Origin of the sequence: Roseburia faecis, from assembly GCF_001406815.1 — a bacterium.
In the GTDB taxonomy this organism is placed as follows: domain Bacteria; phylum Bacillota; class Clostridia; order Lachnospirales; family Lachnospiraceae; genus Roseburia; species Roseburia faecis.
Genome location: NZ_CVRR01000071.1, coordinates 73214 through 95887 on the forward strand (window position 1 = coordinate 73214; position 22674 = coordinate 95887).

The following is a 22674-nucleotide window of genomic DNA, read 5'->3' on the forward strand; positions in this document are numbered from 1 at the left end:
ATAAAATATCAACAGGATTCTTTGCGGAACTGTGCCGGAGTCATCCGGTGCCGTTCCGTAAATATTTTGTAGAAATATCCTTTGTTTTTGTAGCCGACTTCGGCAGCAATCGCATCGATTGTCAGTCTGGTGTGCAGCAACAGTTCTTCGGCTTTCTGCAGACGCAGATGCTGCAGATATTCCGTATAAGTCATTCCGGTCCGGTTTTTCAGTAACCGGTTGAAATAATCTTCCTGAAAATGGAATTCTTCACAGAGCATTCGTATGGAAATGTTTTTCATATGCTGCTTCATATAATCAGAAATTTCTTCATATAAAATCCAGTTCATTTTCTGTCGCAGTTTTTTTGACAGCGAAAATTCATATTGTGTATTTAAAATACGAAAAATGCGCAGGAGAAGTCCCCGACAGATGATCGGAGAAGCCTCATCATGACGCTGTAATTCCAAAAGAAGTGATGTCATGGTTTCATCCATCTGTGAGACTGCCTCCTCTGCCTGAGGGAGAAAATGCAGATATTGCTGGAGCGATTTCTGTTCCATCAGTGCCATCTTCAGGAACGAGCTGATACGCTCTGTTGTAATCTGCCGTTTCATAATGTCCTGAAACATCACATTGGTAATGCCAAGAAACAGAAGTGTGGCAGAAGTTCCTTCCATGATTTCCTGATGCAGACAGTTTTTGTCGATCAGGCAGACTTCACCCCGGTGAAAAGTAAATTCATTGCCCAGAATTTTCTGCCGGTATTCTCCGTCAATGATATAAAACAATTCCAGATATTCGTGTGAGTGCATCTGCGTGCGCATGCCGGGTGTAAACTCTTTTTCATAAAGGAACGAGGGCTGGGAGGGCAGAATCGTTGCAGAAAGCATATGTCCGTCATGAATATCCCACAGCAGGGAAAACAGATGTTCATTTTCCGGAAGCGGATAGGTTTTGACAACGCTTTCATGAGCCGAATATTCCGGATGCAGAATCTGAAACCGGCTGAAGTTATCCGGGATCTGTGTATTTGCACTCTGATAAATCAAATGTTTTGTAAAATTCTTCAAATCCATGGAACGTCTCCTGTAAAAAATTACTCCACCATGGAGGTGGAGTAATTGTAAGTGTATGTTTTTGCCTGTTATTTATTTCATGGCATTTTTCTTGGCGATGGAAGCACGCTTGCGCATCGTAGGATCCAGAATTCTCTTGCGGATACGCAGGCTTTCCGGAGTTACCTCAAGAAGCTCGTCGGTATCAATGAAGTCAAGAGCCTGCTCTAAGCTTAATTTGCGAGGCGGAACCAGAGTCAGTGCCTCATCTGCAGAAGAGGAACGTGTATTGGTCAGATGCTTTTTCTTGCAGACATTTAACTCAATATCTTCGGCTTTGGAACTCTGTCCGATGATCATACCGGAATATACTTTTTCGCCAGGTCCGATAAAGAGCGTACCACGCTCCTGTGCGGAGAACAGACCGTAAGTTACGGATTCACCGGTCTCAAATGCAATCAGGGAACCGGTAGAACGGTAAGCAATCTCACCGCGGAATGGCTCATATCCGTCAAACATGGTATTGATGATACCGTTTCCTTTGGTGTCGGTCATGAACTCCCCACGATATCCGATCAGACCACGGGAAGGAATCTTAAACTCTAAGCGGGTATAACCGCCGGCAATGGAACCCATATTTAAAAGTTCACCCTTCCGCTGCTGCAGTTTGGAGATAACGGCGCCGGTAAATTCATCCGGTACATCCACGTAAGCAAGTTCCATTGGCTCAAGTTTTTTGCCATTCTCATCGTAGTGATAGAGAACCTCGGCTTTGCTGACTGCAAATTCATATCCTTCACGGCGCATATTCTCGATCAGGACGGACAGATGCAGCTCACCACGGCCGGATACTTTTAAGCTGTCCGGGCTGTCGGTTTCTTCGACACGGAGAGAAACATCGGTATTTAACTCACGGAACAGTCTGTCGCGGATATGACGGGAAGTGACATATTTTCCTTCCTGACCGGCGAGAGGACTGTCGTTTACGATGAAATTCATGGAGATAGTCGGCTCAGAAATCTTCTGGAACGGAATAGCTACCGGATTTTCCGGAGAACAGATGGTATCTCCAATGTGAATGTCCGCAATACCGGAGATGGCTACGATGGAACCGATCTTTGCTTCACTGACATCTACTTTATTTAAACCATCGAACTCATACAGTTTGCTGATGCGGACTTTCTCAAGTTTGTCCGGATCGTGATGGTTGACAACGACTGCTTCCTGGTTGACTTTCAGGGAACCGTTGTCGACTTTACCGATACCGATACGGCCAACGTATTCGTTGTAATCGATGGTACTGATTAAAACCTGTGTGTTGGCATCCGGATCTCCGGTCGGGGCCGGGATATAGTTTACGATCGTCTCGAAAAGAGGAGTCATGTCCTTCTTTTCATCGTCGAGATTATACATAGCGTATCCGTCTCTTGCGGAAGCGTAGATGAACGGGCAGTCAAGCTGCTCATCGGAAGCATCCAGATCCATGAAAAGCTCTAACACCTCATCAATCACTTCTGCAGGGCGCGCTTCCGGACGGTCGATCTTGTTGATGCAGACAATAACCGGGAGATTTAAAGCAAGTGCTTTCATCAGTACGAATTTGGTCTGCGGCATGGTTCCCTCGAATGCGTCTACGACGAGGACTACACCATTTACCATCTTAAGAACACGCTCTACCTCACCACCGAAATCGGCATGGCCAGGCGTATCGATAATGTTGATTTTTGTATCCTTATAAAATACAGCGGTATTTTTGGACAGGATAGTGATACCACGCTCACGCTCGATATCGTTGGAATCCATGACACGTTCCTGTACTTCCTGATTGGCACGGAACACACCGCTTTGTTTTAACAGCTCATCGACCAATGTGGTTTTACCATGATCGACATGGGCGATGATTGCGATATTACGAATGTCGTCTCTTGTTGTTACCATAAATTTAACCTTCTTTTTAATATTGTTTAACTTTACATAAATAACCTATCCTATTTTATCATAAAAAGCTGATTTCGCAAGCTTTTTTCAGCGTACACCGGCGATTTAAGCGTTTTAGATAGTTTTCGCCGGCCTTATCGACAAGGTTTGATGATTTCTACCAACCATTAAATGGTAAAACAGAAGCCTATCAAAAATTTCCACAAAAGGAAGGAGTATTCATGGCAGATAAAATGTGTGAAAACAATCAGGTCACTATTATGGGAGAAATTGTATCGGACTTTTCGTATAGTCACGAGGTATATGGGGAAGGATTTTATATGGTGGAAGTATCTGTCCACCGCCTGTCCAGTTTCGTCGATTATATTCCGGTGATGGTATCGGAGCGTCTGGTCAATGTGCAGGAGAGTGCGGAGGGAAAATGCGTCTATATTACAGGACAGTTCCGTTCATTCAACCGGCATGAGGAGCATAAAAACCGTCTGGTGTTATCGGTTTTTGCGAGGGAGTTTGAACTGGTTGAGCAGTTTGAGGAAGAAAATGCAGCCAACCAGATTTTTCTGGATGGATTTATCTGTAAGGAATCGGTATACCGAAAAACACCTCTGGGAAGGGAGATCGCGGATCTTCTGGTCGCAGTCAACCGGTCATATGGCAAATCGGACTATATTCCCTGCATCTGCTGGGGCAGAAATGCAAGATTTGCATCCGGATTCGAGGTCGGATCACATGTGCAGATCTGGGGAAGAATCCAGAGCCGCGAGTATGTAAAGAAAGTCAGTGAGACACAGGTGGAGCAGAGGGTTGCTTACGAGGTATCCGTCAGCAAGATTGAATTCCTGGAGTAGACTTGATTATTTGACGCTTTTGTGTTATCTTACATAGGATTTCATTTGGTTAAGAGATATCATGGAGGCTGAAATGGACAGAGGAGTGATTCAGGTTTATTATGGAGAGGGACATGGTAAATCGACCGCGGCAATCGGGAATGCAATTCGTATTGCCAGCGAGGGAAAAAGCGTCATTATCATTCAGTTCTTGAAGGGAAAAAATGAAAACGAACTGACATTTTTAAGCCGGCTGGAGCCGGAAATAAAAATATTCCGTTTTGCAAAATCGGATGAGTGTTTTGAGGCACTTTCCGAGGAGGCAAAACAGGAAGAAAGTATGAATCTGCGCAATGGATTCAATTACGGAAAGAAAGTCGTTACGACAGGTGCCTGTGATATGCTAATCTTAGATGAGGTACTTGGAATTGTGGACGAAAAGGTGATAAGCCCTGAAGAAATTTGTGAGCTGTTTGCCGCAAAGCCGGAAGAAATGACTCTGGTCTGCACAGGACGCGTTCTGGATGAAAAAATCCGTGAGGCAGCAGACGAGGTTTATAATATCGCACCGGAGAAATAGATTGACAGACTATGCCGGTGGTGGTAGAATGAAAGAAATACATGGGATAGAGGTCGCGTAATTCATGAGTAGCCTGTTGGATGTGGCAGACACAGTCGAATGCAGGTAAAAGGGGAAAGCGCCGAAAGAACCGGATGACTGCAGTCTGGTTTTTGGGCATGCGGTGAATAATCGTATGACTGTCAGAAGCGTATGAGCGTGGATGGAGAGCTATCAGATCTAAAAAAGGTTAGATTGACCAGCTCGTTTTGAGCTGGTTTTTTTATTTAGAAAGGAGAATAAAACAGTGGCAATTTTTAAGGGAGCCGGAGTCGCAATCGTGACACCAATGAAGAACAATGAGGAAGTTAATTATGATAAACTTGAGGAACTGATTAACCAGCAGATTGACGGTGGTACAGATGCCATCGTAATTGCAGGTACGACAGGAGAAAGCGCAACACTTACGATGGAAGAACACCGTGATGTGATCAAGGCAGCCATCGAGTTTACAAAACATCGTGTTCCGGTTGTGGCAGGTACTGGTTCAAACTGCACACGTACAGCCATTCAGCTTTCACAGGAGGCAGAAGAGGCAGGAGCAGACGGACTTCTGATCGTTACACCATATTATAACAAGGCAACACAGGCAGGCCTGATCAGCCATTATTCACAGATCGCAGACAGCACCAAGTGTCCGATCATTATGTATAATGTGCCGGGACGTACCGGATGTAATCTTCTTCCGGAGACGGTTGCCGAGCTGGTCCGCACCAAGAGTAATCTCGTAGGATTAAAGGAAGCAACCGGAAATCTGGCACAGGCTTCCAAGACGATGGCACTTACCGACGGAAAACTGGATCTTTATTCCGGTGAAGACGGTCTTGTTGTACCGCTTATGTCAATCGGTGCAGTCGGTGTGATTTCGGTATGGAGCAATGTGGCACCGGGCAAAGTACACGCAATGTGTGAAAGCTTCTTCAAGGGTGATATTAAGACAGCAAGAAAACTGCAGCTGGAGGCGCTTCCACTGGTAGATGCACTGTTTTCCGAAGTAAATCCGATTCCGGTTAAGAAGGCATTAAACCTGATGGGTATGGAAGTAGGACCTCTTCGTTCCCCACTCTGTGAGATGAGCGAGGCTAATGCAAAGAAACTTGCAGAAGTAATGAAAAATTATGGAATTTTAGCATAGATCAGGGAGGCACAAAAGAAAATGACAAGAGCGATCATGAATGGCTGCAACGGGAAGATGGGACAGTGTATCACAGGAATCTGTGCGCAGGATGAGGACATTGAGATTGTTGCAGGAATTGATACTTATGATGGAATCAAAAATGATTATCCGGTATTTGCCAGTCTGAAAGAGTGTACGGTGGATGCGGATGTAATCATTGATTTTTCCAATGCAAAAGCAGTGGATGCGCTGCTTGCATATGGTGTGGAAAAACAGATTCCGATCGTGCTTTGTACGACAGGACTTTCCGAACAGCAGCTTGCCGATGTGGAAAAAGCATACGAAAAAGTTGCAATTTTAAAATCCGCAAATATGTCTCTCGGAATCAATACTCTGATGGAACTGCTCAAAAAAGCTGCGCAGGTATTTGCGCCGGCAGGATTTGATATGGAGATTGTAGAGAAACATCATAACCAGAAGCTGGATGCACCGAGCGGCACGGCACTGGCACTGGCTGATTCCATGAATGAGGCACTGGATGAGGCATATACCTATACCTATGACAGAAGCCAGAAGCGCAAGAAGAGGGATAAATACGAAATTGGACTCTCTTCTGTTCGTGGCGGCAATATTGTCGGAGAGCATGAAGTGATTTTCGCCGGACAGGATGAGGTGATTGAATTCAAGCATACGGCATACTCCAAGGCGGTATTTGCAAAGGGCGCTGTGGAAGCAGCAAAATTTTTAAAAGGAAAGTCTGCAGGACATTATGATATGGCAGATGTCATTGCGGCAAAATAAACGGGAAGAGAGGCACTGATAATCAGTGCCTTTTTTGCGCAAAATGTTTGACAGTGCAGCTGGTTCATATTTATAATGGAAAGAAGAAACCTGACGATAAGAAAGAGGTAGAAAATGAAAAATAAAACCAGAAGGCTTGCAGCATTTTTGCTTTCTGCAGCAGTTGTCATAACTGCTGTTCCGGGAATGCAGGAACGGGTTTATGCCCAGAAAACCGGCGGATACACAGAGTCACCCAAAAGTGAAAATGTTCCGGTGGTACAAGAAACAAAATCCAGGCTGAAAAAGGCAGAAGCAGTGCCGTCCGCCTATATGAACAAGTTGTCGGAACTTACGATTCGCTATCCTGGCGTGCGTGATCAGGGAAAATATGATACGTGCTGGGCATTTTCCGCAATCGGACTTGCGGAGTTTGATCTGATTGCAGACAATCAGACGGCAGACAAAAGTATTGATCTGAGTGAATTGCAGCTTGCCTATTTTACTTATAATAATGTAGAAGACCCGCTGGGTGGAACATTTGGCGACTCTTTAAATATTATGAACCATAAAAATTATCTGACCATGGGCGGAAATTTGGATTTCGCGAGCCGGACGCTTCTGCAGTGGGAAGGGGTGACGGACGAGAACCGTGTACCGTACGCTCTGGCACCGACCACCACGACACTGGCAAAAAGTTACGCTTTTGATCAGGATGTGGCACATCTGCAGAATGTATATATTATTAATATTCACAAAAATGCTACCCAGGTGAAATGTGAGATTATGCAGCACGGATCTGCCGGGCTGGGACTGTATATGGACGGAACGGCCAACTATGTGGGATCTGCAGTCTATGCAGAAACAGGAGAGAATGTGGCAACCTATTACTGCCCGACAAGCAGTGTTGCATCGAACCATGCAGTGAATATTGTGGGCTGGGATGATAATTTTCCGGCATCTTCGTTTAAAAATAAACCGGCAGGAGACGGAGCATGGCTTTGCAGGAACAGCTGGTCGGATAAGACAGAAAACAATATCAACAGTTATTTCTGGCTTTCTTATTATGATAAATCCATCGAGGATGCTGCATGGATTTTTGATTTTGAGTCTGCGGATAATTATGATTATAATTATCAGTATGATGGTGGGGCAGATGTGGGAAAACTGCGTGGAATTTCGACTTCAGCGAATATTTTCAGGGCAAAAAAGGCAGATAATGAACTGGTGAAAGCAGTTTCAATTTCCCTTTCCAAAGATGCGAATGTTCCATATACGATCCGTGTATATACGAATCTGACAAACCTGCATAATCCTAAGAGTGGCATACTTGCAGCAAAGGTGTCCGGTACAACAACGTATGCCGGAACCCATACCATCAGGCTGAATAAAGCGGTATCCGTACCTCAGGGAACTTACTATGCGGTTGTGGTAGAACTGCAGAAAAGCGGTGTCGGACTCGATATGGAATATGCAGTCAGTGACAGCAGTTTAACCAGCCGGGTATATTGTGATTATAATCAGAGTTTCCTCTATCGCGGTGGCAGCTGGGAAGATGTGGCGGATGTAAGCACCAGTTACGGTGGAAGAATCGGAAACATCTGTATCAAGGCATATGCGGATAATGCAGGGACAAGTATCGGTGCGGTAGAGAATATAAAAGCAGTCCGCTGTGCAAAAAATGCAGTGCGTATTTCCTGGGGCAAAACGGCAGGTGCGAAAGGGTATGAAATTTATCAGGCATCCAGCAAGAACGGAACTTATAAAAAGATTGCAGCTACAACGTCCACAAAGTACAAAATTAAGACAACCTCAAAGAAGTCGGTATATTATAAAGTACGCGCTTATAAGACAACGCAGGGTATTCGGATCTGTGGGAATTTTTCGGGATCTGTTGCTGTGAAACGTTAAAAGAAAGGAAAAAGAATGACCATTTTAATCAAAGGGGGACATGTCATCAATCCGGCAACACAGATGGATGAGGTGGCAGATGTCCTGATCGAAGATCAGAAGATAAAAAAGATTGGAAAAGAACTTCCGGAAAAAGAAGCCGAACGTGTGATCAATGCGGACGGATGTTATGTGATGCCGGGATTTATTGATATGCATGTACATTTCCGCGATCCGGGATTTGAACAGAAAGAGGATATTTATACCGGGATGCAGGCCGCTGCGCATGGTGGATATACGACAGTGCTGACCATGCCGAATACAAAGCCGGTAGCAGACAATCCGGATATTGTCAATTATGTGCACAACAAAGCAAAATCCGGGAACTGTATTCATGTCCTGCAGGTTGGTGCGGTGACAAAGGGACAGCAGGGAAAAGAGCTTGCGGATATTGAAGGAATGGTTAAGGCAGGAAGTCCGGCAATCAGCGAGGACGGAAAATCTGTCATGGATGCCGCTTTGTATCGGGACGGTATGCTTGAAGCAGCGCGTCTGGGCATTCCGGTACTTGCCCATTGCGAAGATATCCATATGGTACGCGGAGGTGTCATGAATGCCGATGCAAAAGCAAAAGAACTGGGACTTCCGGGAATTACCAATTCCGTGGAGGATGTGATTGTTGCAAGAGATATTATTCTGGCAAAAGATACCGGGGCACAGCTTCATCTGTGTCATTGTTCCACAAAGGATTCCGTGCTCATGGTAAAAGTGGCAAAGGAAGAAGGTGTCCGGGTGTCGGCAGAAGTGTGTCCGCATCACTTTACGCTGTCCACAGACGATATGAAAGAAGCGGATACCAATTACAAGATGAATCCGCCACTCCGCACAAAGGAAGACGTGAAAGCACTGCGTGAGGGACTGCGGGATGGCATTATGGAAGTGATTTCCACAGACCATGCGCCACACACATTTGAAGATAAAAACCGTTCGATGCAGGAAGCACCGTTTGGAATTGTCGGACTGGAAACCGCCGCATGTCTTACACATAATGAACTGGTACTCGGTGGATATCTGACGCCGATGCAGATGGCAGCGTGTATGAGTTACCATCCGGCACAGATTGTCGGTATTGATAAGGGAGATATCCAGCCGGGAAAAGCGGCAGATGTCGTGATCTTTGATCCAGAGGAAACCTACCGCATTGACAAAAACACATTTGCTTCCAAGGGAAGAAATACACCGTTTGACGGGAAAGAAGTTACGGGACGTGTAAAGTGCACGATCTGTGACGGCGAAGTTGTATTTAATGAATTAAATAAGTAATAAATTAAGAAGGGAAATCAATCACATGATCAACAAATTAGTAGAAAAAATTAAAAAGACCAACGCACCTATCGTTGTGGGACTCGATCCGATGCTTTCTTATGTGCCGGAGCACATACAAAAAGCAGCGTTCGCTCAGTTCGGTGAGACGTTAGAGGGAGCAGCAGAAGCCATCTGGCAGTACAATAAAGCTATTGTTGATGCAACATACGACCTGATTCCTGCAGTGAAGCCGCAGATCGCGATGTATGAGCAGTTTGGTGTGGCCGGTGTAGCGGCATTCCAGAAGACGGTAGATTACTGCCACGAGAAAGATCTGGTTGTGATCGGAGATGTAAAGCGTGGGGATATCGGTTCCACATCCGCAGCCTATGCGACCGGACATCTCGGAAAAGTACAGATCGCAAGCAAAACATATACCGGTTTTAATGAGGATTTTGCTACAGTAAATCCATATCTGGGAACCGATGGTATCAAGCCGTTTGTGGATGTATGCAAAGAAGAAAAGAAAGGAATCTTTATTCTCGTAAAGACCTCCAATCCATCCAGCGGAGAGTTCCAGGATCGTCTGATCGACGGTCGTCCGCTGTATGAACTGGTTGGTGAAAAGGTAGCAGAGTGGGGAAGCGAATGTATGGGAGATTCCTACAGCTATGTTGGAGCAGTTGTCGGAGCAACGTATCCGGAGCAGGGAGAAATTCTTCGTAAAGTGATGCCGAAATCGTTCATTTTGGTACCGGGTTATGGTGCACAGGGAGGACAGGGCAAGGATCTGGTACATTTCTTTAATGAGGATGGATTAGGAGCAATTGTAAACTCTTCCCGTGGTATCATCTGTGCTTACAAACAGGATAAGTATAAAGAGCAGGGAATTACACCGGAGAACTTCGCAGATGCCTCCCGTCTGGCAGTCAAAGATATGATCGCAGACATATCCGGAGCACTTGCACAAAGATAAAAATAAAGTCGTGATTTTACAAAAGGGAGACAGTTGGATTTTATGAGCGAAAAATTTCAGGAAAATGTTACGGTGCTGAAGCAGCAGTGCATCGGAAAAGATATCTATGACATGACAATCCAGACGAAGCATATTGCAGGACATGCAAAGGCAGGACAGTTTGTATCATTGTACAGTAATGATGCCAGCAAACTGCTGCCACGTCCGATCAGCCTGTGTGGGATTGATGCAGAGGCAGGAACACTTCGTCTGGTATACCGGGTAACGGGAGAAGGAACCGGAACGGAAGAATTCTCCCGGTTAAAAGCGGGCGATACGATCCGGGTACTGGGACCGCTTGGAAACGGATTTACCGTGGAGCCGGGAAAGAAAGCTTTCCTGATCGGCGGAGGAATCGGAATTCCTCCGATGCTTGAACTTGCAAAGAGCATCAAGGCTGCCGGCACCTGTGAATTTGTCAGTGTGATGGGATACCGGGATGCACAGACGTTTCTTCTGGATGAATTTAAAGAACAGGGAGACTGTTACGTGGCAACGGAAGATGGAAGTGTCGGTGCAAAGGGAAATGTGCTGGATGCCATGAAAGAATATAAATTAAATGCAGATGTAATATATGCGTGCGGACCGACACCGATGCTGCGGGCGTTGAAAGCGTATGCAGCAGAGCAGGGCATGACCTGTTATATTTCCATGGAAGAACGGATGGCATGCGGAATCGGTGCATGTCTGGCATGTGTGTGCGATTCCAAAGAAAAAGATGCACATTCCAATGTGAAAAACAAGAGAATCTGTAAAGAAGGACCGGTATTTCTGGCTGAGGAGGTGGATCTGTAATGAATACAAGTGTGGAATTATGTGGTGTTACCTTAAAAAACCCGGTAATGACGGCATCCGGAACCTTTGGCTCCGGAGCAGAATACAGTGAATTTACAGACTTAAACCGGCTTGGTGCGGTGGTTACCAAAGGTGTGGCAAATGTACCGTGGCCGGGAAATCCGACTCCGCGTGTGGCAGAAGTCTATGGCGGGATGCTCAACGCCGTGGGATTGCAGAATCCGGGAATTGATCTGTTCTGCGAGAGAGATATTCCATTCCTGAAAAAATATGATACTAAAATTATTGTAAACGTATGCGGACACTCGACAGAGGAATATGTGGAAGTGGTAAAACGGCTGGCAGAAGAGCCGGTGGATATGCTGGAAATCAATATTTCCTGCCCGAACGTAAAAGAGGGTGGAATTGCTTTTGGACAGGATCCGAAAGCGGTAGAAGCAATCACAAAGGAAATGAAAAAGTATGCAAAACAGCCGGTGATCATGAAACTGAGTCCGAATGTCACAGACATCACAGAGATGGCGCGTGCAGCGGAAGCAGGTGGTGCGGATGCCTTGTCTTTGATTAACACGATCACGGGAATGAAGATTGATATCAACCGGAGAAAATTTGTTCTTGCAAACAAGACCGGTGGGATGTCCGGTCCGGCCATTCATCCGGTAGCCGTGCGTATGGTTTATCAGACGGCACAGGCAGTAAAGATTCCGATCATTGGAATGGGAGGAATTATGAATGCTGCAGATGCGATTGAGATGATACTGGCGGGTGCGACAGCTGTATCTGTCGGCACCGCCAATTTCCAGAATCCGGCAGTGACCATGGAAATTGTAGAAGGGATTGAGCGCTACATGGAAAAATATCATGTGAGCGATATCAAAGAACTAATCGGTGCCGTTTCGGAATAATAAAGATATGGTAACTGCTTACTGTTTTTGAATATATTGTACCAGGGATTTCATTTTGGCAGCAATGTTTTCCAGAATCTGTGTGTTTACGGTCTCTGCATCCATTGTTTCGGATGCATGGGCGGTCAGTTCTTCAGAAACTGCGGAAATTGTCTGTACGGAATCTGAAATTGCCTGATTAGAGTTACGCAGATCTGTGGTATTGCTGGTCAGTTCCTCGCAACACAGTAAAAGTAACCGTTAAATAACAGCCGGATCCGTATTTAAGAACAGCATCCGAAACTTTGCGGGGCGGATCGCCTCGCAGGGTTGGGGATGCTGTTTCTTTTTATGATTCGCGCATTGAAAACCCACCGGAAGTATGCTAAAATTTAATAGAAAACTGCGAAATAACAAGGGCAGAATGCCTTTTGATACAGGAGGAAAGTATACAATGGAAAGTTACAAGAGTGAGTTCATTGAGTTTATGGTAGAGAGTGATGTTCTCAAATTTGGCGATTTTACACTGAAGAGTGGAAGAAAATCGCCATTTTTTATGAATGCAGGTGCATACGTGACAGGTTCCCAGTTAAAGAAACTCGGAGAGTATTATGCAAAGGCGATCCACGCCAGTTACGGGGATGATTTTGATGTGTTATTCGGACCGGCATACAAGGGAATTCCACTGGCTGTTGTTACCGCAATTGCATTCAGTGAATTGTACGGAAAAGAGATCCGTTACTGCAGTGACCGCAAGGAAGCCAAGGATCACGGGGCAGACAAAGGCGGATTTTTAGGAAGCAGCTTAAAAGATGGAGACCGCGTGGTGATGATCGAGGATGTGACGACATCCGGCAAGTCCATGGAAGAAACTGTTCCAAAAGTACGTGGGGCTGCAAACGTTGAGATCGTTGGTCTTATGGTCAGCTTAAACCGCATGGAAGTCGGACAGGGCGGCGTAAAGAGCGCACTCGATGAAATTCATGAGAAATATGGTTTTGAAGGAAAAGCAATTGTTACCATGGAAGAAGTGGTAGAACACTTATATAATCGGGAATGTCAGGGCAGAATTGTAATTGATGACACGATCAGGAAAGCAATCGATGCCTATTATGAGCAGTATGGATGCAAATAAGCAAAAAGGTTGTAGGAAAGAGAGACGCATATGAGAAACCGGAGAAGACGTGGCTATAAGTTTACCGAGAAAAAACATTCCAGACAGGGAATACTGGCCACGGTATTAGCACTTGCTCTTCTGGTATGGTATCTTGTGTTCCTGAAGCTTGCTTTTCAGGGAGGCGGTTCGCTGTCTGCTTATTATGGGAGCGCAGGAGTCGTTGCGATGATCGCAACATTTGTTGTTCTTGTCATCGCAGCCAAAAGTCTGCGGGAAGAAGATTCCTTCCAGTTGTTTCCGAGACTGGGACTGGGACTGACCCTTTTGGATATGGTATGCTGGATCGGAACCTATATCTGGGGATTTTTGAGCTAAAAATTATAAGAAGGAAACAAACTATGAGCTTTAGAGAGATCAATCACAAAAATAACGAGGAATACTGGGAACGGCTGGAACTTGTGATGGAGCGCATTGAGGCGGTCAGCGAGGAGGAAGCCTCCAGTGTGGAAGAACTGTACCGGAGATATTTCTTTGAAATGTCGGAACTGTTTCTGGTTTTGTATAAATTAGCAGAAGCGTCCCTGAGTGGAAAACTGGCAGAAATTTCCACGCTGGAAGGGAAAAAGATCAATCGCCGTCTGTATCTGGATGTGCAGGAAGATTATGCGGACAGTTATGCAAACCCGGCATATGCCGTCAGTAAGATGGGCTGGGAATACGGACCGCTGCTCTCGGCATTGGATGCCAGACTGCATGGAATTTATACCAGCTGTATGGAAGGAAATATCCGTTATCTGTGTATTTATGCGGAACTTTTTGTGGAAATTTACAACTGTTTTGAGGATGCACAGAATCTGAATGTGCACGAGATCAGAAAATGCATTTATTCTTTTATGCATGATTACACAGAAATTTTTAATGCGGATGCGATCTGCAGACTGATCGATCCGGAATATGATTATTTCACCCAGATCGTGATGGAAGCGGAGCTGGATCATCCGGCATATCTGTACCGTTATGGTCTGTATATCGGAAAAGATGAGACGGAGTCCGCACATTTTCTGCATTCCTTGACAAAGCAGCAGATGCAGGCAATGGCGGATACATTTACCGAAGGATACCGGATCGGATTTGAAACAACCGGAAAAGATATTTCTAAAAAGTCGGTAGTGGAGATCCGTTATCCGCTGGGATTCGAGCGGATGGTACGCGCCGCCGTACACAATTTTAAAAAGATCGGATTGCAGCCGGTGCTGCGTCCGTACTCTATTTCCCTGAACAAGCAGTTTACTTACGATCACAAAGAGGATCGCGGGCTGTGGCTGGATAAGGCACTCATCGAGCGGGGACTCGAAGTTGACCGTACTGTCTGGGAAAATCACAAAGCGATTGCTCCAAATTACGGAGGACCGGCAGTGATCGAAATTTTCGGGACAAAGCCGTTTTCGCCGGAGCAGAAAGAGGAGCGCGTTACCTATACCGACAAACAGAGGGAAATCGATGTGTATGAGCGCAGCGAGAAGAGCCAGCTGATCAATCATTACATTCACGGGGAGGAACGCAGTTTTACGATTATTGCTTACCCGGTTCCGTCCATCGGAGAAAAATACGAAGAAATCTTTGCGGAAACGGTGCATATCAATACGCTTGATTATATGCTTTACCGCAATATGCAGCAGAAGATCATTGATGTGCTGGATACGGCGGACCGTGTGCACATCAAAGGCTGTAACGGAAACCGCACGGATCTGTATGTAAAGATTCATCCGCTTTCCGATCCTGCCAAAGAGACCGCATTTGAAAACTGTGTGGCAGATGTCAATATTCCGGTAGGGGAAGTGTTCACATCTCCGGTATTGCAGAAAACAGAAGGAAAGCTGCACGTCACACAGGTCTATCTGGGGGAATTCCTTTTCAAGAATCTGGAACTGGATTTTGAAAACGGAAGAATTACAGCTTATTCCTGTACAAATTTTGATTCTGAGGATGAAAACCGCAAGTATATAGAGGACAATATTCTGTTCCATCACAAAACACTTCCGATGGGAGAGTTTGCAATCGGAACAAATACCACCGCATACCGGATGGCACGGAAATATCAGATCGCGGATAAGCTTCCGATTCTGATTGCGGAAAAGACAGGTCCGCATTTTGCGGTCGGAGACACCTGTTACACGTACGATGAGGACAACATGACATACAATCCGGATGGAAAAGCGATCATCGCAAGGGACAATGAAATTTCGATCCGGCGCAAAGAAGATATTTCAAAAGCATATTTTAACTGTCATACCGATATTACGATTCCGTATGATGAGTTAGGAGCGATTACGGTAGTACGTGCAGATGGCACGACGACAGATATTATAAGAAACGGGCGGTTTGTCGTTCCGGGAACGGAACCGTTAAATGAGCCGCTGGATGCAATGGAACCATAAATTTTTTCACATATAGGAGGATATTTAAAATGGCACAAGTAGGAATTGTAATGGGCAGTGATTCAGATATGCCGATCATGGCAAAGGCAGCAGACATCTTAGACCAGCTGGGCGTCAGCTATGAGATGACGATCATTTCCGCACACCGCGAGCCGGATGTATTTTTTGAATATGCAAAGAGTGCGGAGGAAAAAGGATTTAAAGTGATTATCGCAGGTGCAGGTATGGCAGCACATCTGCCGGGCATGTGCGCAGCAATCTTCCCGATGCCGGTCATCGGAATCCCGATGCACACCACTTCTCTTGGCGGAAGAGATTCCCTGTACAGTATCGTGCAGATGCCGACCGGTATTCCGGTAGCAACCGTAGCAATCAACGGCGGAGCAAATGCCGGTATTCTTGCAGCAAAGATTCTTGCAACCAGTGATGCGGATTTACTTGCACGCCTGAAAGAGTATTCTAAAAACTTAAAAGAGCAGGTTGAGGCAAAGGATGCCAGATTGCAGGAAGTGGGATATAAGAACTACTAATTAGATTTATTAACATTTATGATTGGTAAAATCGAAAAATACCCGATATACTATAAGCGACAATAATAGATTAAAACACAGATATTAGGAGGAAAAATAAATGGATTACAAGAACGCGGGCGTAGATATCGAAGCAGGATATGAGTCAGTGGAACTGATGAAGAAGTTTGTAAAGGGAACCATGCGTCCGGAGGTATTAGGCGGACTTGGCGGATTTTCCGGTGCTTTTTCGCTGGATGCGATCAAGAATATGGAAGAGCCGGTTCTTTTATCCGGAACCGATGGATGCGGAACCAAGGTAAAACTGGCTTTCCTGATGGACAAGCATGATACGATCGGTATTGATGCCGTTGCAATGTGTGTCAACGATGTAGCCTGTGCCGGTGGTGAACCGTTATTTTTCCTGGATTATATTGCATGTGGAAAAAATTATCCGGAGAAAATTGCAACGATCGTAAGCGGTGTGGCAGAGGGTTGTAAGCAGTCCGGATGTGCACTGATCGGTGGAGAGACTGCAGAGCATCCGGGACTGATGCCGGAGGATGAGTATGATCTGGCCGGATTTACCGTAGGTGTGGTTGACAAGAAGGATATCATTACCGGAGAAGACGTAAAAGCCGGGGATGTGCTGATCGGTATGGCAAGTTCCGGTGTACATTCCAATGGATTTTCTCTCGTGCGCAAGATTTTCCGTATGGACAAAGAAACCTTAAATACATATATGGATGAGCTTGGAACAACGCTTGGCGAGGCTCTTCTTGCTCCGACCCGTATCTATGTAGGCGCATTGAAGTCTATCAAGAACGCCGGAGTACGTGTGAAAGCCTGCAGCCATATTACCGGTGGTGGTTTCTATGAGAATATTCCACGTATGCTTCCGGAAGGAAAGCATGCCGTAGTGGAAAAGAACAGCTACCCGGTTCCTCCAATCTTTACCCTTATGGCAAGAGAGGGAAATGTAGATGAGCATATGATGTACAATACTTACAACATGGGACTTGGAATGGTTCTTGCAGTCGATCCGGCAGACGTGGACAAGACGATGGAAGCAATCAAAGCAGCCGGAGATACTCCATATGTGGTTGGTAAGATCACAGACGGAGAGAAGGGTGTAACATTATGCTAAAAATCGCAGTATGTGTATCCGGCGGCGGAACCAATCTGCAGGCCATTATCGATGGAATTGAACAAAAAACAATCACAAATACAGAGATTGCGGTAGTGATCAGCAATAATCCGGGAGCATACGCTTTGGAACGTGCAAAAAAGCACGGAATTGAGGCAGTATGCATCAGCCCGAAGGAGTATGAGAGCCGTGCGGCATTTAATGAAGATTTTCTGCGCAGACTTGATGCGTATGAGGTGGATCTGGTTGTGCTGGCAGGATTCCTTGTCGTCATTCCGGAACAGATGATTGCAAAGTACAGAAACCGCATCATCAATATTCATCCGTCTTTAATTCCGTCTTTCTGTGGAACCGGATATTATGGGCTGAAAGTGCATGAAGGTGCACTTGCCCGCGGAGTCAAAGTCACAGGTGCCACCGTGCATTTTGTGGATGAGGGAACGGATACCGGTCCGATCATTCTGCAGAAAGCGGTAGAAGTGCAGGAGGGCGATACGCCGGAGATCCTGCAGCGCCGTGTCATGGAACAGGCAGAGTGGAAGATTATGCCACAGGCGATCGACCTGATCGCAAATGGAAAAGTGACGGTGATGGGCAAAACCGTACATATCAGTAAATAGGAAATGCATCACATATAGGAGGATAATCATGAAAGTTCTTGTAATTGGAAGCGGTGGACGTGAGCATGCAATCGTAACAAGCGTTGCCAAAAGTCCGAGAGTTGACAAAATATACTGTGCACCTGGAAATGCGGGAATTGCAGCTTTAGCTGAGTGTGTGCCGATCGGAGCCATGGAGTTTGACAAGCTCGTTGCGTTTGCAAAGGAGAAATCCATTGATTTTACCATCGTTGGTATGGATGATCCGCTGGTTGGCGGAATTGTGGATGTCTTTGAAGCAGAAGGCTTAAAGGTATTCGGACCGCGCAAAAATGCAGCGATTCTGGAAGGATCGAAAGCATTCTCCAAGGATCTGATGAAAAAGTATCATATTCCGACAGCTGCTTACGAGAACTTTACTGATCCGGAAGAAGCTTTAAAATATCTTGAGACAGCAAAGATGCCAATCGTGTTAAAGGCAGACGGTCTGGCACTCGGAAAGGGTGTGCTGATCTGCAATACACTCGAAGAGGCAAAAGAAGGCGTGCGTACGATCATGGAAGATAAGAAATTCGGAAATGCCGGAAATACGATGGTAATCGAAGAATTTATGACCGGACGTGAAGTATCGGTTCTGACCTATGTGGATGGAAAGACCATCCGCATCATGTCTTCCGCACAGGATCACAAACGTGCCAAGGATGGAGATCAGGGACTGAATACCGGCGGTATGGGAAATTTCTCTCCAAGTCCGTTCTATACAAAAGAAGTAGATGAATTCTGTAAGAAGTATATTTATCAGCCAACTGTAGATGCTATGGCTGCGGAGGGAAGACCATTTACCGGAGTTATTTTCTTCGGACTGATGCTGACAGGGGAAGGACCAAAGGTTCTTGAGTACAATGCCCGTTTTGGAGATCCGGAGGCACAGGTCGTTCTTCCACGTATGAAAAATGATATCATTGATGTCATGGAAGCATGTGTCGATGGAAAACTTGACACGATTGATCTGCAGTTTGAGGACAATGCAGCTGTCTGTGTTGTACTTGCATCTGACGGATATCCGGTTTCCTATGAGAAAGGATTCCCAATCAGCGGACTTGAAAAGTTCGAGGGCAAGGATGATTACTTCTGTTTCCATGCAGGAACTGCATTCGATAAGGAAGGACGCATCGTAACAAACGGCGGACGTGTCCTTGGCATTACTGCAACCGGAAAAGATTTAAAAGAAGCAAGAAAGAAAGCCTATGAGGCAACCGAATGGGTGGATTTCGCAAATAAGTATATGCGCCATGATATCGGAAAGGCAATTGACGAGGCATAATGAAAAAAGGAATCATATTTGATATGGACGGAACACTCTGGGATTCCGCTGCGGAAGTGGCAGAGTCCTGGAATGAGACCGTAAAAAGAGCCGGCTACGACAGAAAACCGATTACGGTAAAGGACATCCAGTCAGTAATGGGAAAGACGATGGATGTGATCGCACGGATTCTGTTTCCGGATCTGGAAGAAGGCGAACGCCAGAAACTTCTGGCACAGTGTGGGGAAGAAGAAAATGAATATCTCCGGATACACGGAGCAACTCTCTACCCGGATATCCGCAGGACAATGGAACAGTTGAAGAAAAAATATCATCTGTATATTGTAAGCAACTGCCAGTCCGGATATATAGAGGCTTTTCTGGATTATTACAAACTGCACGATCTGATAGAGGATACTGAGTGCTACGGAAATAATGAAAAATCAAAAGGAGAGAATATCGCGTTACTGTACAGGCGGAATGCATTGGATGATGCGGTATATGTAGGTGATATTCAGGGAGATTACGATGCAAGCATGGATGCGGGGGTTAAATTTATTCATGCGGCATACGGGTTTGGTACAATAGAAGACAAGGTTCCTGAAATTCACAAATTCTGTGAATTGGAGAATGTGGCAGATCAGGTTCTGCTGTAGATAAGAGGTTACTATGCGGGAGCAGAAAGAACAGGAAAAGCAAAATGAACTTCTCAGGGTGGTTGCAGAGCAAAACCATGAGAGATTGATAGAATATGATGTAAAAGAAGACCGGGCAGTGGTTTATGCGATAGAAAATGACCGGTTCGAGGTCCTTTTTGATATCGAAGATTATGTAAAGAAGAACCATTATGGATCTGTTTTTATTGATCCGGAAGATAAAAAGGTATTTCGCAGAGCGATGCATGCCTGCCTGCAAAAAGAAGGGACTGTTACGGTCGATGTCCGTTATTGCGAAAAAGAAAATCAACCGGAATGGTACCGTTTTTATCTGGTGAGTATTGCGGAAGAAGATGGAAAAACAGATCGTATGGTGGGGCGTTTTTGCTGTGTGCAGCAGGAGAAAGCCATCACGGAACGCATGCGGCGCCGGGCAGAGATTGATGTACTGACGAATGTGTATAACCATAAGGCATTTGAGGAATACTGCGCAAAAGAGCTTGCGGAATGTACAACAAATGCCTTATTTGTCATGCTTGATATTGATGATTTTAAAATGATCAATGATACGCAGGGACATGCGGTAGGGGATATGGTCTTAAGCCAGACCGGAAGTATTTTAAGTGAAGTGATCGGTGACCGGGGAATTGTCGGCAGGCTTGGGGGAGATGAATTCGCGGTGTTTGCTTCCGGCTTTCAGAATTCTGTTGAAATGGAAGAATTTTGTGTCTCCCTGCGTGAAAATTTGAAAAAGATTATCTTTGATATGGAATATTCCGTATCTATCGGTGCTGCGAAACTGGATGGACGAAGAATCAGTTTTCCGGATTTTTATTATGAGGCAGACCGGGCAGTTTACGCGGCGAAAAGAGGCGGAAAAAACCGGATTGTTTTTTATGATCAGATCAAAGAAAATCAGGAGCCGGAAACGGCAGATCCGGTGGAACCGATTCTCGCACAAGGCAATGAAAAATCCATGTTAAGACAGCTCCGTACCTGTATGGAAGCGCTTGGAAGAGAGGGAATCGGAGATGCCCTTATGCAGACATTTGAAGCGCTGCGCCAGTATTTTGACGCGGACTGTGTTGTGCTTGCCTATGCAAAAGAGGGCGGTATCCGCTATGTGGAAGAGTGTCACAGGGATACGGCACAGATGATGGCAAGACTTGTGACCGAGGAAATTGAGTCAGGAGATGCAGAAGGAGTTATTCAGGAAATAGGACAACTCGGGGACGTGGTGATTCCGGATATCAAGTCGCTGAGAGAAAGTCATCCGGTGATCTATGAATATCTGGCAGAACTACGTGCATGGTCTGCAGCCGGGATTTCTTTGTATACAGGAGATCATCTGCTTGGAATTTTAATGGTTCTAAACCCACACAGACATCTCGGGGAGGCTGAGATTCTTTCCATGCTTGGTGCGGCACTGGCTGCGCGGATTGAACTTCGCAATCTGCAGGAGCAGCAGGAATATGACCGCACACATGACAAACTGACCAATCTCTGGAACCGGGAGGGATTGTCCGTTATGGCACGTACTGGTGCGGACAATATGTTCTGTTCACTTGGCGTGATTACAACCGATGTGATCCATCTGTCGGAGATTAATAAACAGTTTGGCTATATCAGCGGCAACCGCAGACTGATGGAAGTTGCGGATTTATTGAAATCCCTGTTTCCCAATTACCGGATTTACCGGTATGATGAGGATGAGATGCTGGTTTTGTGTATCAACATTAAACGGCAGGAAATGGAGCAGCAGGTGGAAAATCTGCAGAAAAGGCTTGCCGGACTTGGCTTTGGCGTGGCGATGGGATACAGCTGGAGTGCACATCCGCAGACACGCAGCCAGATTGCAGAGGCAGAGGTTCTTATGAGCAACGATAAGCTTAAGCTGATGCATGGCACAACCGTGATGAAGCGCATGGAGCAGAGCGTGATAGATGAGATCAACGATCTGATGGAGCGAGGAAGGTATCTGGTATATCTGCAGCCGAAAGTGGATATCCACACAGGGCGCACAGAGGGCGCGGAGGCACTGATCCGGCAGCTGGATGATGAACTGGGCATTGTGGGACCGGGGATGTTTATTCCGGTGCTGGAACATTACAATCTGGTGCATATGATTGACCTGTTTGTTCTGGATGAAGTATTTCGTTATCAGAAGGAACAGATCCGGGAAGGACATCGTACGGTGCCAATATCCGTGAATTTCTCGAAGATGACGATCATGTATCCGGAACTTATTGAAAAAGTAACGCAGATGGTTCAAAAATATGATATTCCGGTGGAACTGATCCATATTGAGGTAACGGAGACGGTGGGAGACATGGATCATGTTCTGATTGAAAATGTTGCAAACAGCCTCAAAGAACTCGGATTCAGGCTCTCAATGGATGATTTCGGAAGTCATTATTCCAATCTTGCGGTACTGATCCAGTATGATTTCGATTCTGCAAAGATTGACCGGTCCATGGTAACTGAAATTACCAATAACCGCAAAAGCCGGATTCTCCTCGACTATATGACTTCCATGATCAATGATCTGGGAATTCACTGTATCGTCGAGGGAATCGAGACAAAAGAGCAGGTAGATATTTTAAAGAAAACAAAGGCAGAGATGATCCAGGGATTTTATTTTGGAAAACCTGTGCCAAAAGAAAAATTTTATGAGGCCTTTATCGCAGAATAGGGGAGT

The 22674-nt window shown here is 45.6% G+C and carries 21 protein-coding genes and 1 riboswitch; of the genes, 19 read left to right on the forward strand and 2 right to left on the reverse strand.

From position 1 onward, the window contains the following. Positions 1 to 8 precede the first annotated feature (8 nt). Both M72_RS14505 and typA read right to left on the reverse strand, forming a co-directional pair. On the reverse strand, positions 9 to 1058 hold the full coding sequence (locus tag M72_RS14505; RefSeq protein WP_022045177.1) for a helix-turn-helix transcriptional regulator: 1050 nt from the start codon (positions 1056 to 1058) through the stop codon (positions 9 to 11). A 72-nt stretch (positions 1059 to 1130) separates the two neighbouring features. Further along, the gene (typA, locus tag M72_RS14510) at positions 1131 to 2975 is read right to left on the reverse strand and encodes a translational GTPase TypA (RefSeq protein ID WP_055068728.1); all 1845 of its coding nucleotides are present in this window, start codon (positions 2973 to 2975) and stop codon (positions 1131 to 1133) included. Positions 2976 to 3196: 221 nt separating this feature from the next. Between typA and M72_RS14515 the strand changes: the two genes are divergently transcribed. From M72_RS14515 to M72_RS14600, 19 genes are all read left to right on the forward strand, one after another. Continuing rightward, entirely contained in the window at positions 3197 to 3823 is a 627-nt protein-coding gene (locus M72_RS14515) for a single-stranded DNA-binding protein (protein ID WP_022045175.1), read from the forward strand. 73 nt (positions 3824 to 3896) lie between these two features. Further along, positions 3897 to 4382, forward strand: a complete 486-nt coding sequence (locus tag M72_RS14520; RefSeq protein ID WP_022045174.1) for a cob(I)yrinic acid a,c-diamide adenosyltransferase — start codon at positions 3897 to 3899, stop codon at positions 4380 to 4382. A 39-nt stretch (positions 4383 to 4421) separates the two neighbouring features. Next, positions 4422 to 4603: riboswitch (Lysine riboswitch) on the forward strand. Positions 4604 to 4668: 65 nt separating this feature from the next. Then, positions 4669 to 5556, forward strand: coding sequence for a 4-hydroxy-tetrahydrodipicolinate synthase (dapA, locus tag M72_RS14525; RefSeq protein ID WP_022045173.1), 888 nt, complete (start codon positions 4669 to 4671; stop codon positions 5554 to 5556). Positions 5557 to 5577: 21 nt separating this feature from the next. Beyond that, positions 5578 to 6339, forward strand: coding sequence for a 4-hydroxy-tetrahydrodipicolinate reductase (dapB, locus tag M72_RS14530; protein ID WP_055068729.1), 762 nt, complete (start codon positions 5578 to 5580; stop codon positions 6337 to 6339). A gap of 114 nt (positions 6340 to 6453) precedes the next feature. After that, positions 6454 to 8229: a lectin like domain-containing protein gene (locus tag M72_RS14535; protein ID WP_022045171.1), complete on the forward strand. Its 1776-nt coding sequence runs from the start codon at positions 6454 to 6456 to the stop codon at positions 8227 to 8229. A gap of 15 nt (positions 8230 to 8244) precedes the next feature. Beyond that, positions 8245 to 9531 carry a dihydroorotase gene (locus M72_RS14540; RefSeq protein WP_055068730.1) on the forward strand — a complete coding sequence of 429 codons (1287 nt, stop codon included), beginning with the start codon at positions 8245 to 8247 and terminating at the stop codon, positions 9529 to 9531. Positions 9532 to 9556: 25 nt separating this feature from the next. Beyond that, positions 9557 to 10489: an orotidine-5'-phosphate decarboxylase gene (gene pyrF, locus M72_RS14545; protein ID WP_055068731.1), complete on the forward strand. Its 933-nt coding sequence runs from the start codon at positions 9557 to 9559 to the stop codon at positions 10487 to 10489. Positions 10490 to 10531: 42 nt separating this feature from the next. Then, a complete protein-coding gene (locus M72_RS14550; RefSeq protein WP_055068732.1) occupies positions 10532 to 11323 on the forward strand; it encodes a dihydroorotate dehydrogenase electron transfer subunit in 792 nt (263 codons plus the stop codon). Then, positions 11323 to 12228, forward strand: a complete 906-nt coding sequence (locus M72_RS14555; RefSeq protein WP_055068733.1) for a dihydroorotate dehydrogenase — start codon at positions 11323 to 11325, stop codon at positions 12226 to 12228. Before M72_RS14550 ends, M72_RS14555 begins: the two co-directional genes overlap by 1 nt. 55 nt (positions 12229 to 12283) lie before the next feature. Next, the gene (locus tag M72_RS17750; RefSeq protein ID WP_261291844.1) at positions 12284 to 12406 is read left to right on the forward strand and encodes a hypothetical protein; all 123 of its coding nucleotides are present in this window, start codon (positions 12284 to 12286) and stop codon (positions 12404 to 12406) included. Between the two features lie 255 nt (positions 12407 to 12661). Next, positions 12662 to 13342 (forward strand): orotate phosphoribosyltransferase, encoded by a 681-nt coding sequence (gene pyrE / locus M72_RS14560; protein ID WP_022045167.1) that lies wholly within the window; start codon positions 12662 to 12664, stop codon positions 13340 to 13342. Positions 13343 to 13372: 30 nt separating this feature from the next. Continuing rightward, positions 13373 to 13699 carry a DUF6142 family protein gene (locus tag M72_RS14565; RefSeq protein WP_022045166.1) on the forward strand — a complete coding sequence of 109 codons (327 nt, stop codon included), beginning with the start codon at positions 13373 to 13375 and terminating at the stop codon, positions 13697 to 13699. A 23-nt stretch (positions 13700 to 13722) separates the two neighbouring features. Then, positions 13723 to 15762, forward strand: coding sequence for an aminopeptidase (locus tag M72_RS14570; protein WP_055068734.1), 2040 nt, complete (start codon positions 13723 to 13725; stop codon positions 15760 to 15762). 29 nt (positions 15763 to 15791) lie between these two features. After that, positions 15792 to 16292 carry a 5-(carboxyamino)imidazole ribonucleotide mutase gene (gene purE / locus M72_RS14575; RefSeq protein ID WP_022045164.1) on the forward strand — a complete coding sequence of 167 codons (501 nt, stop codon included), beginning with the start codon at positions 15792 to 15794 and terminating at the stop codon, positions 16290 to 16292. Between the two features lie 100 nt (positions 16293 to 16392). Further along, positions 16393 to 17418 (forward strand): phosphoribosylformylglycinamidine cyclo-ligase, encoded by a 1026-nt coding sequence (gene purM, locus M72_RS14580; RefSeq protein ID WP_055068735.1) that lies wholly within the window; start codon positions 16393 to 16395, stop codon positions 17416 to 17418. Then, the gene (purN, locus tag M72_RS14585; protein WP_055068736.1) at positions 17412 to 18038 is read left to right on the forward strand and encodes a phosphoribosylglycinamide formyltransferase; all 627 of its coding nucleotides are present in this window, start codon (positions 17412 to 17414) and stop codon (positions 18036 to 18038) included. Before purM ends, purN begins: the two co-directional genes overlap by 7 nt. A gap of 28 nt (positions 18039 to 18066) precedes the next feature. Further along, positions 18067 to 19341: a phosphoribosylamine--glycine ligase gene (purD, locus tag M72_RS14590; RefSeq protein WP_055068737.1), complete on the forward strand. Its 1275-nt coding sequence runs from the start codon at positions 18067 to 18069 to the stop codon at positions 19339 to 19341. Next, a complete protein-coding gene (locus M72_RS14595; RefSeq protein WP_055068738.1) occupies positions 19338 to 19976 on the forward strand; it encodes an HAD family hydrolase in 639 nt (212 codons plus the stop codon). Before purD ends, M72_RS14595 begins: the two co-directional genes overlap by 4 nt. A gap of 13 nt (positions 19977 to 19989) precedes the next feature. Further along, complete coding sequence (locus M72_RS14600; RefSeq protein ID WP_055068739.1) at positions 19990 to 22668, forward strand: bifunctional diguanylate cyclase/phosphodiesterase; 2679 nt, start codon at positions 19990 to 19992, stop codon at positions 22666 to 22668. Positions 22669 to 22674: the final 6 nt, after the last annotated feature.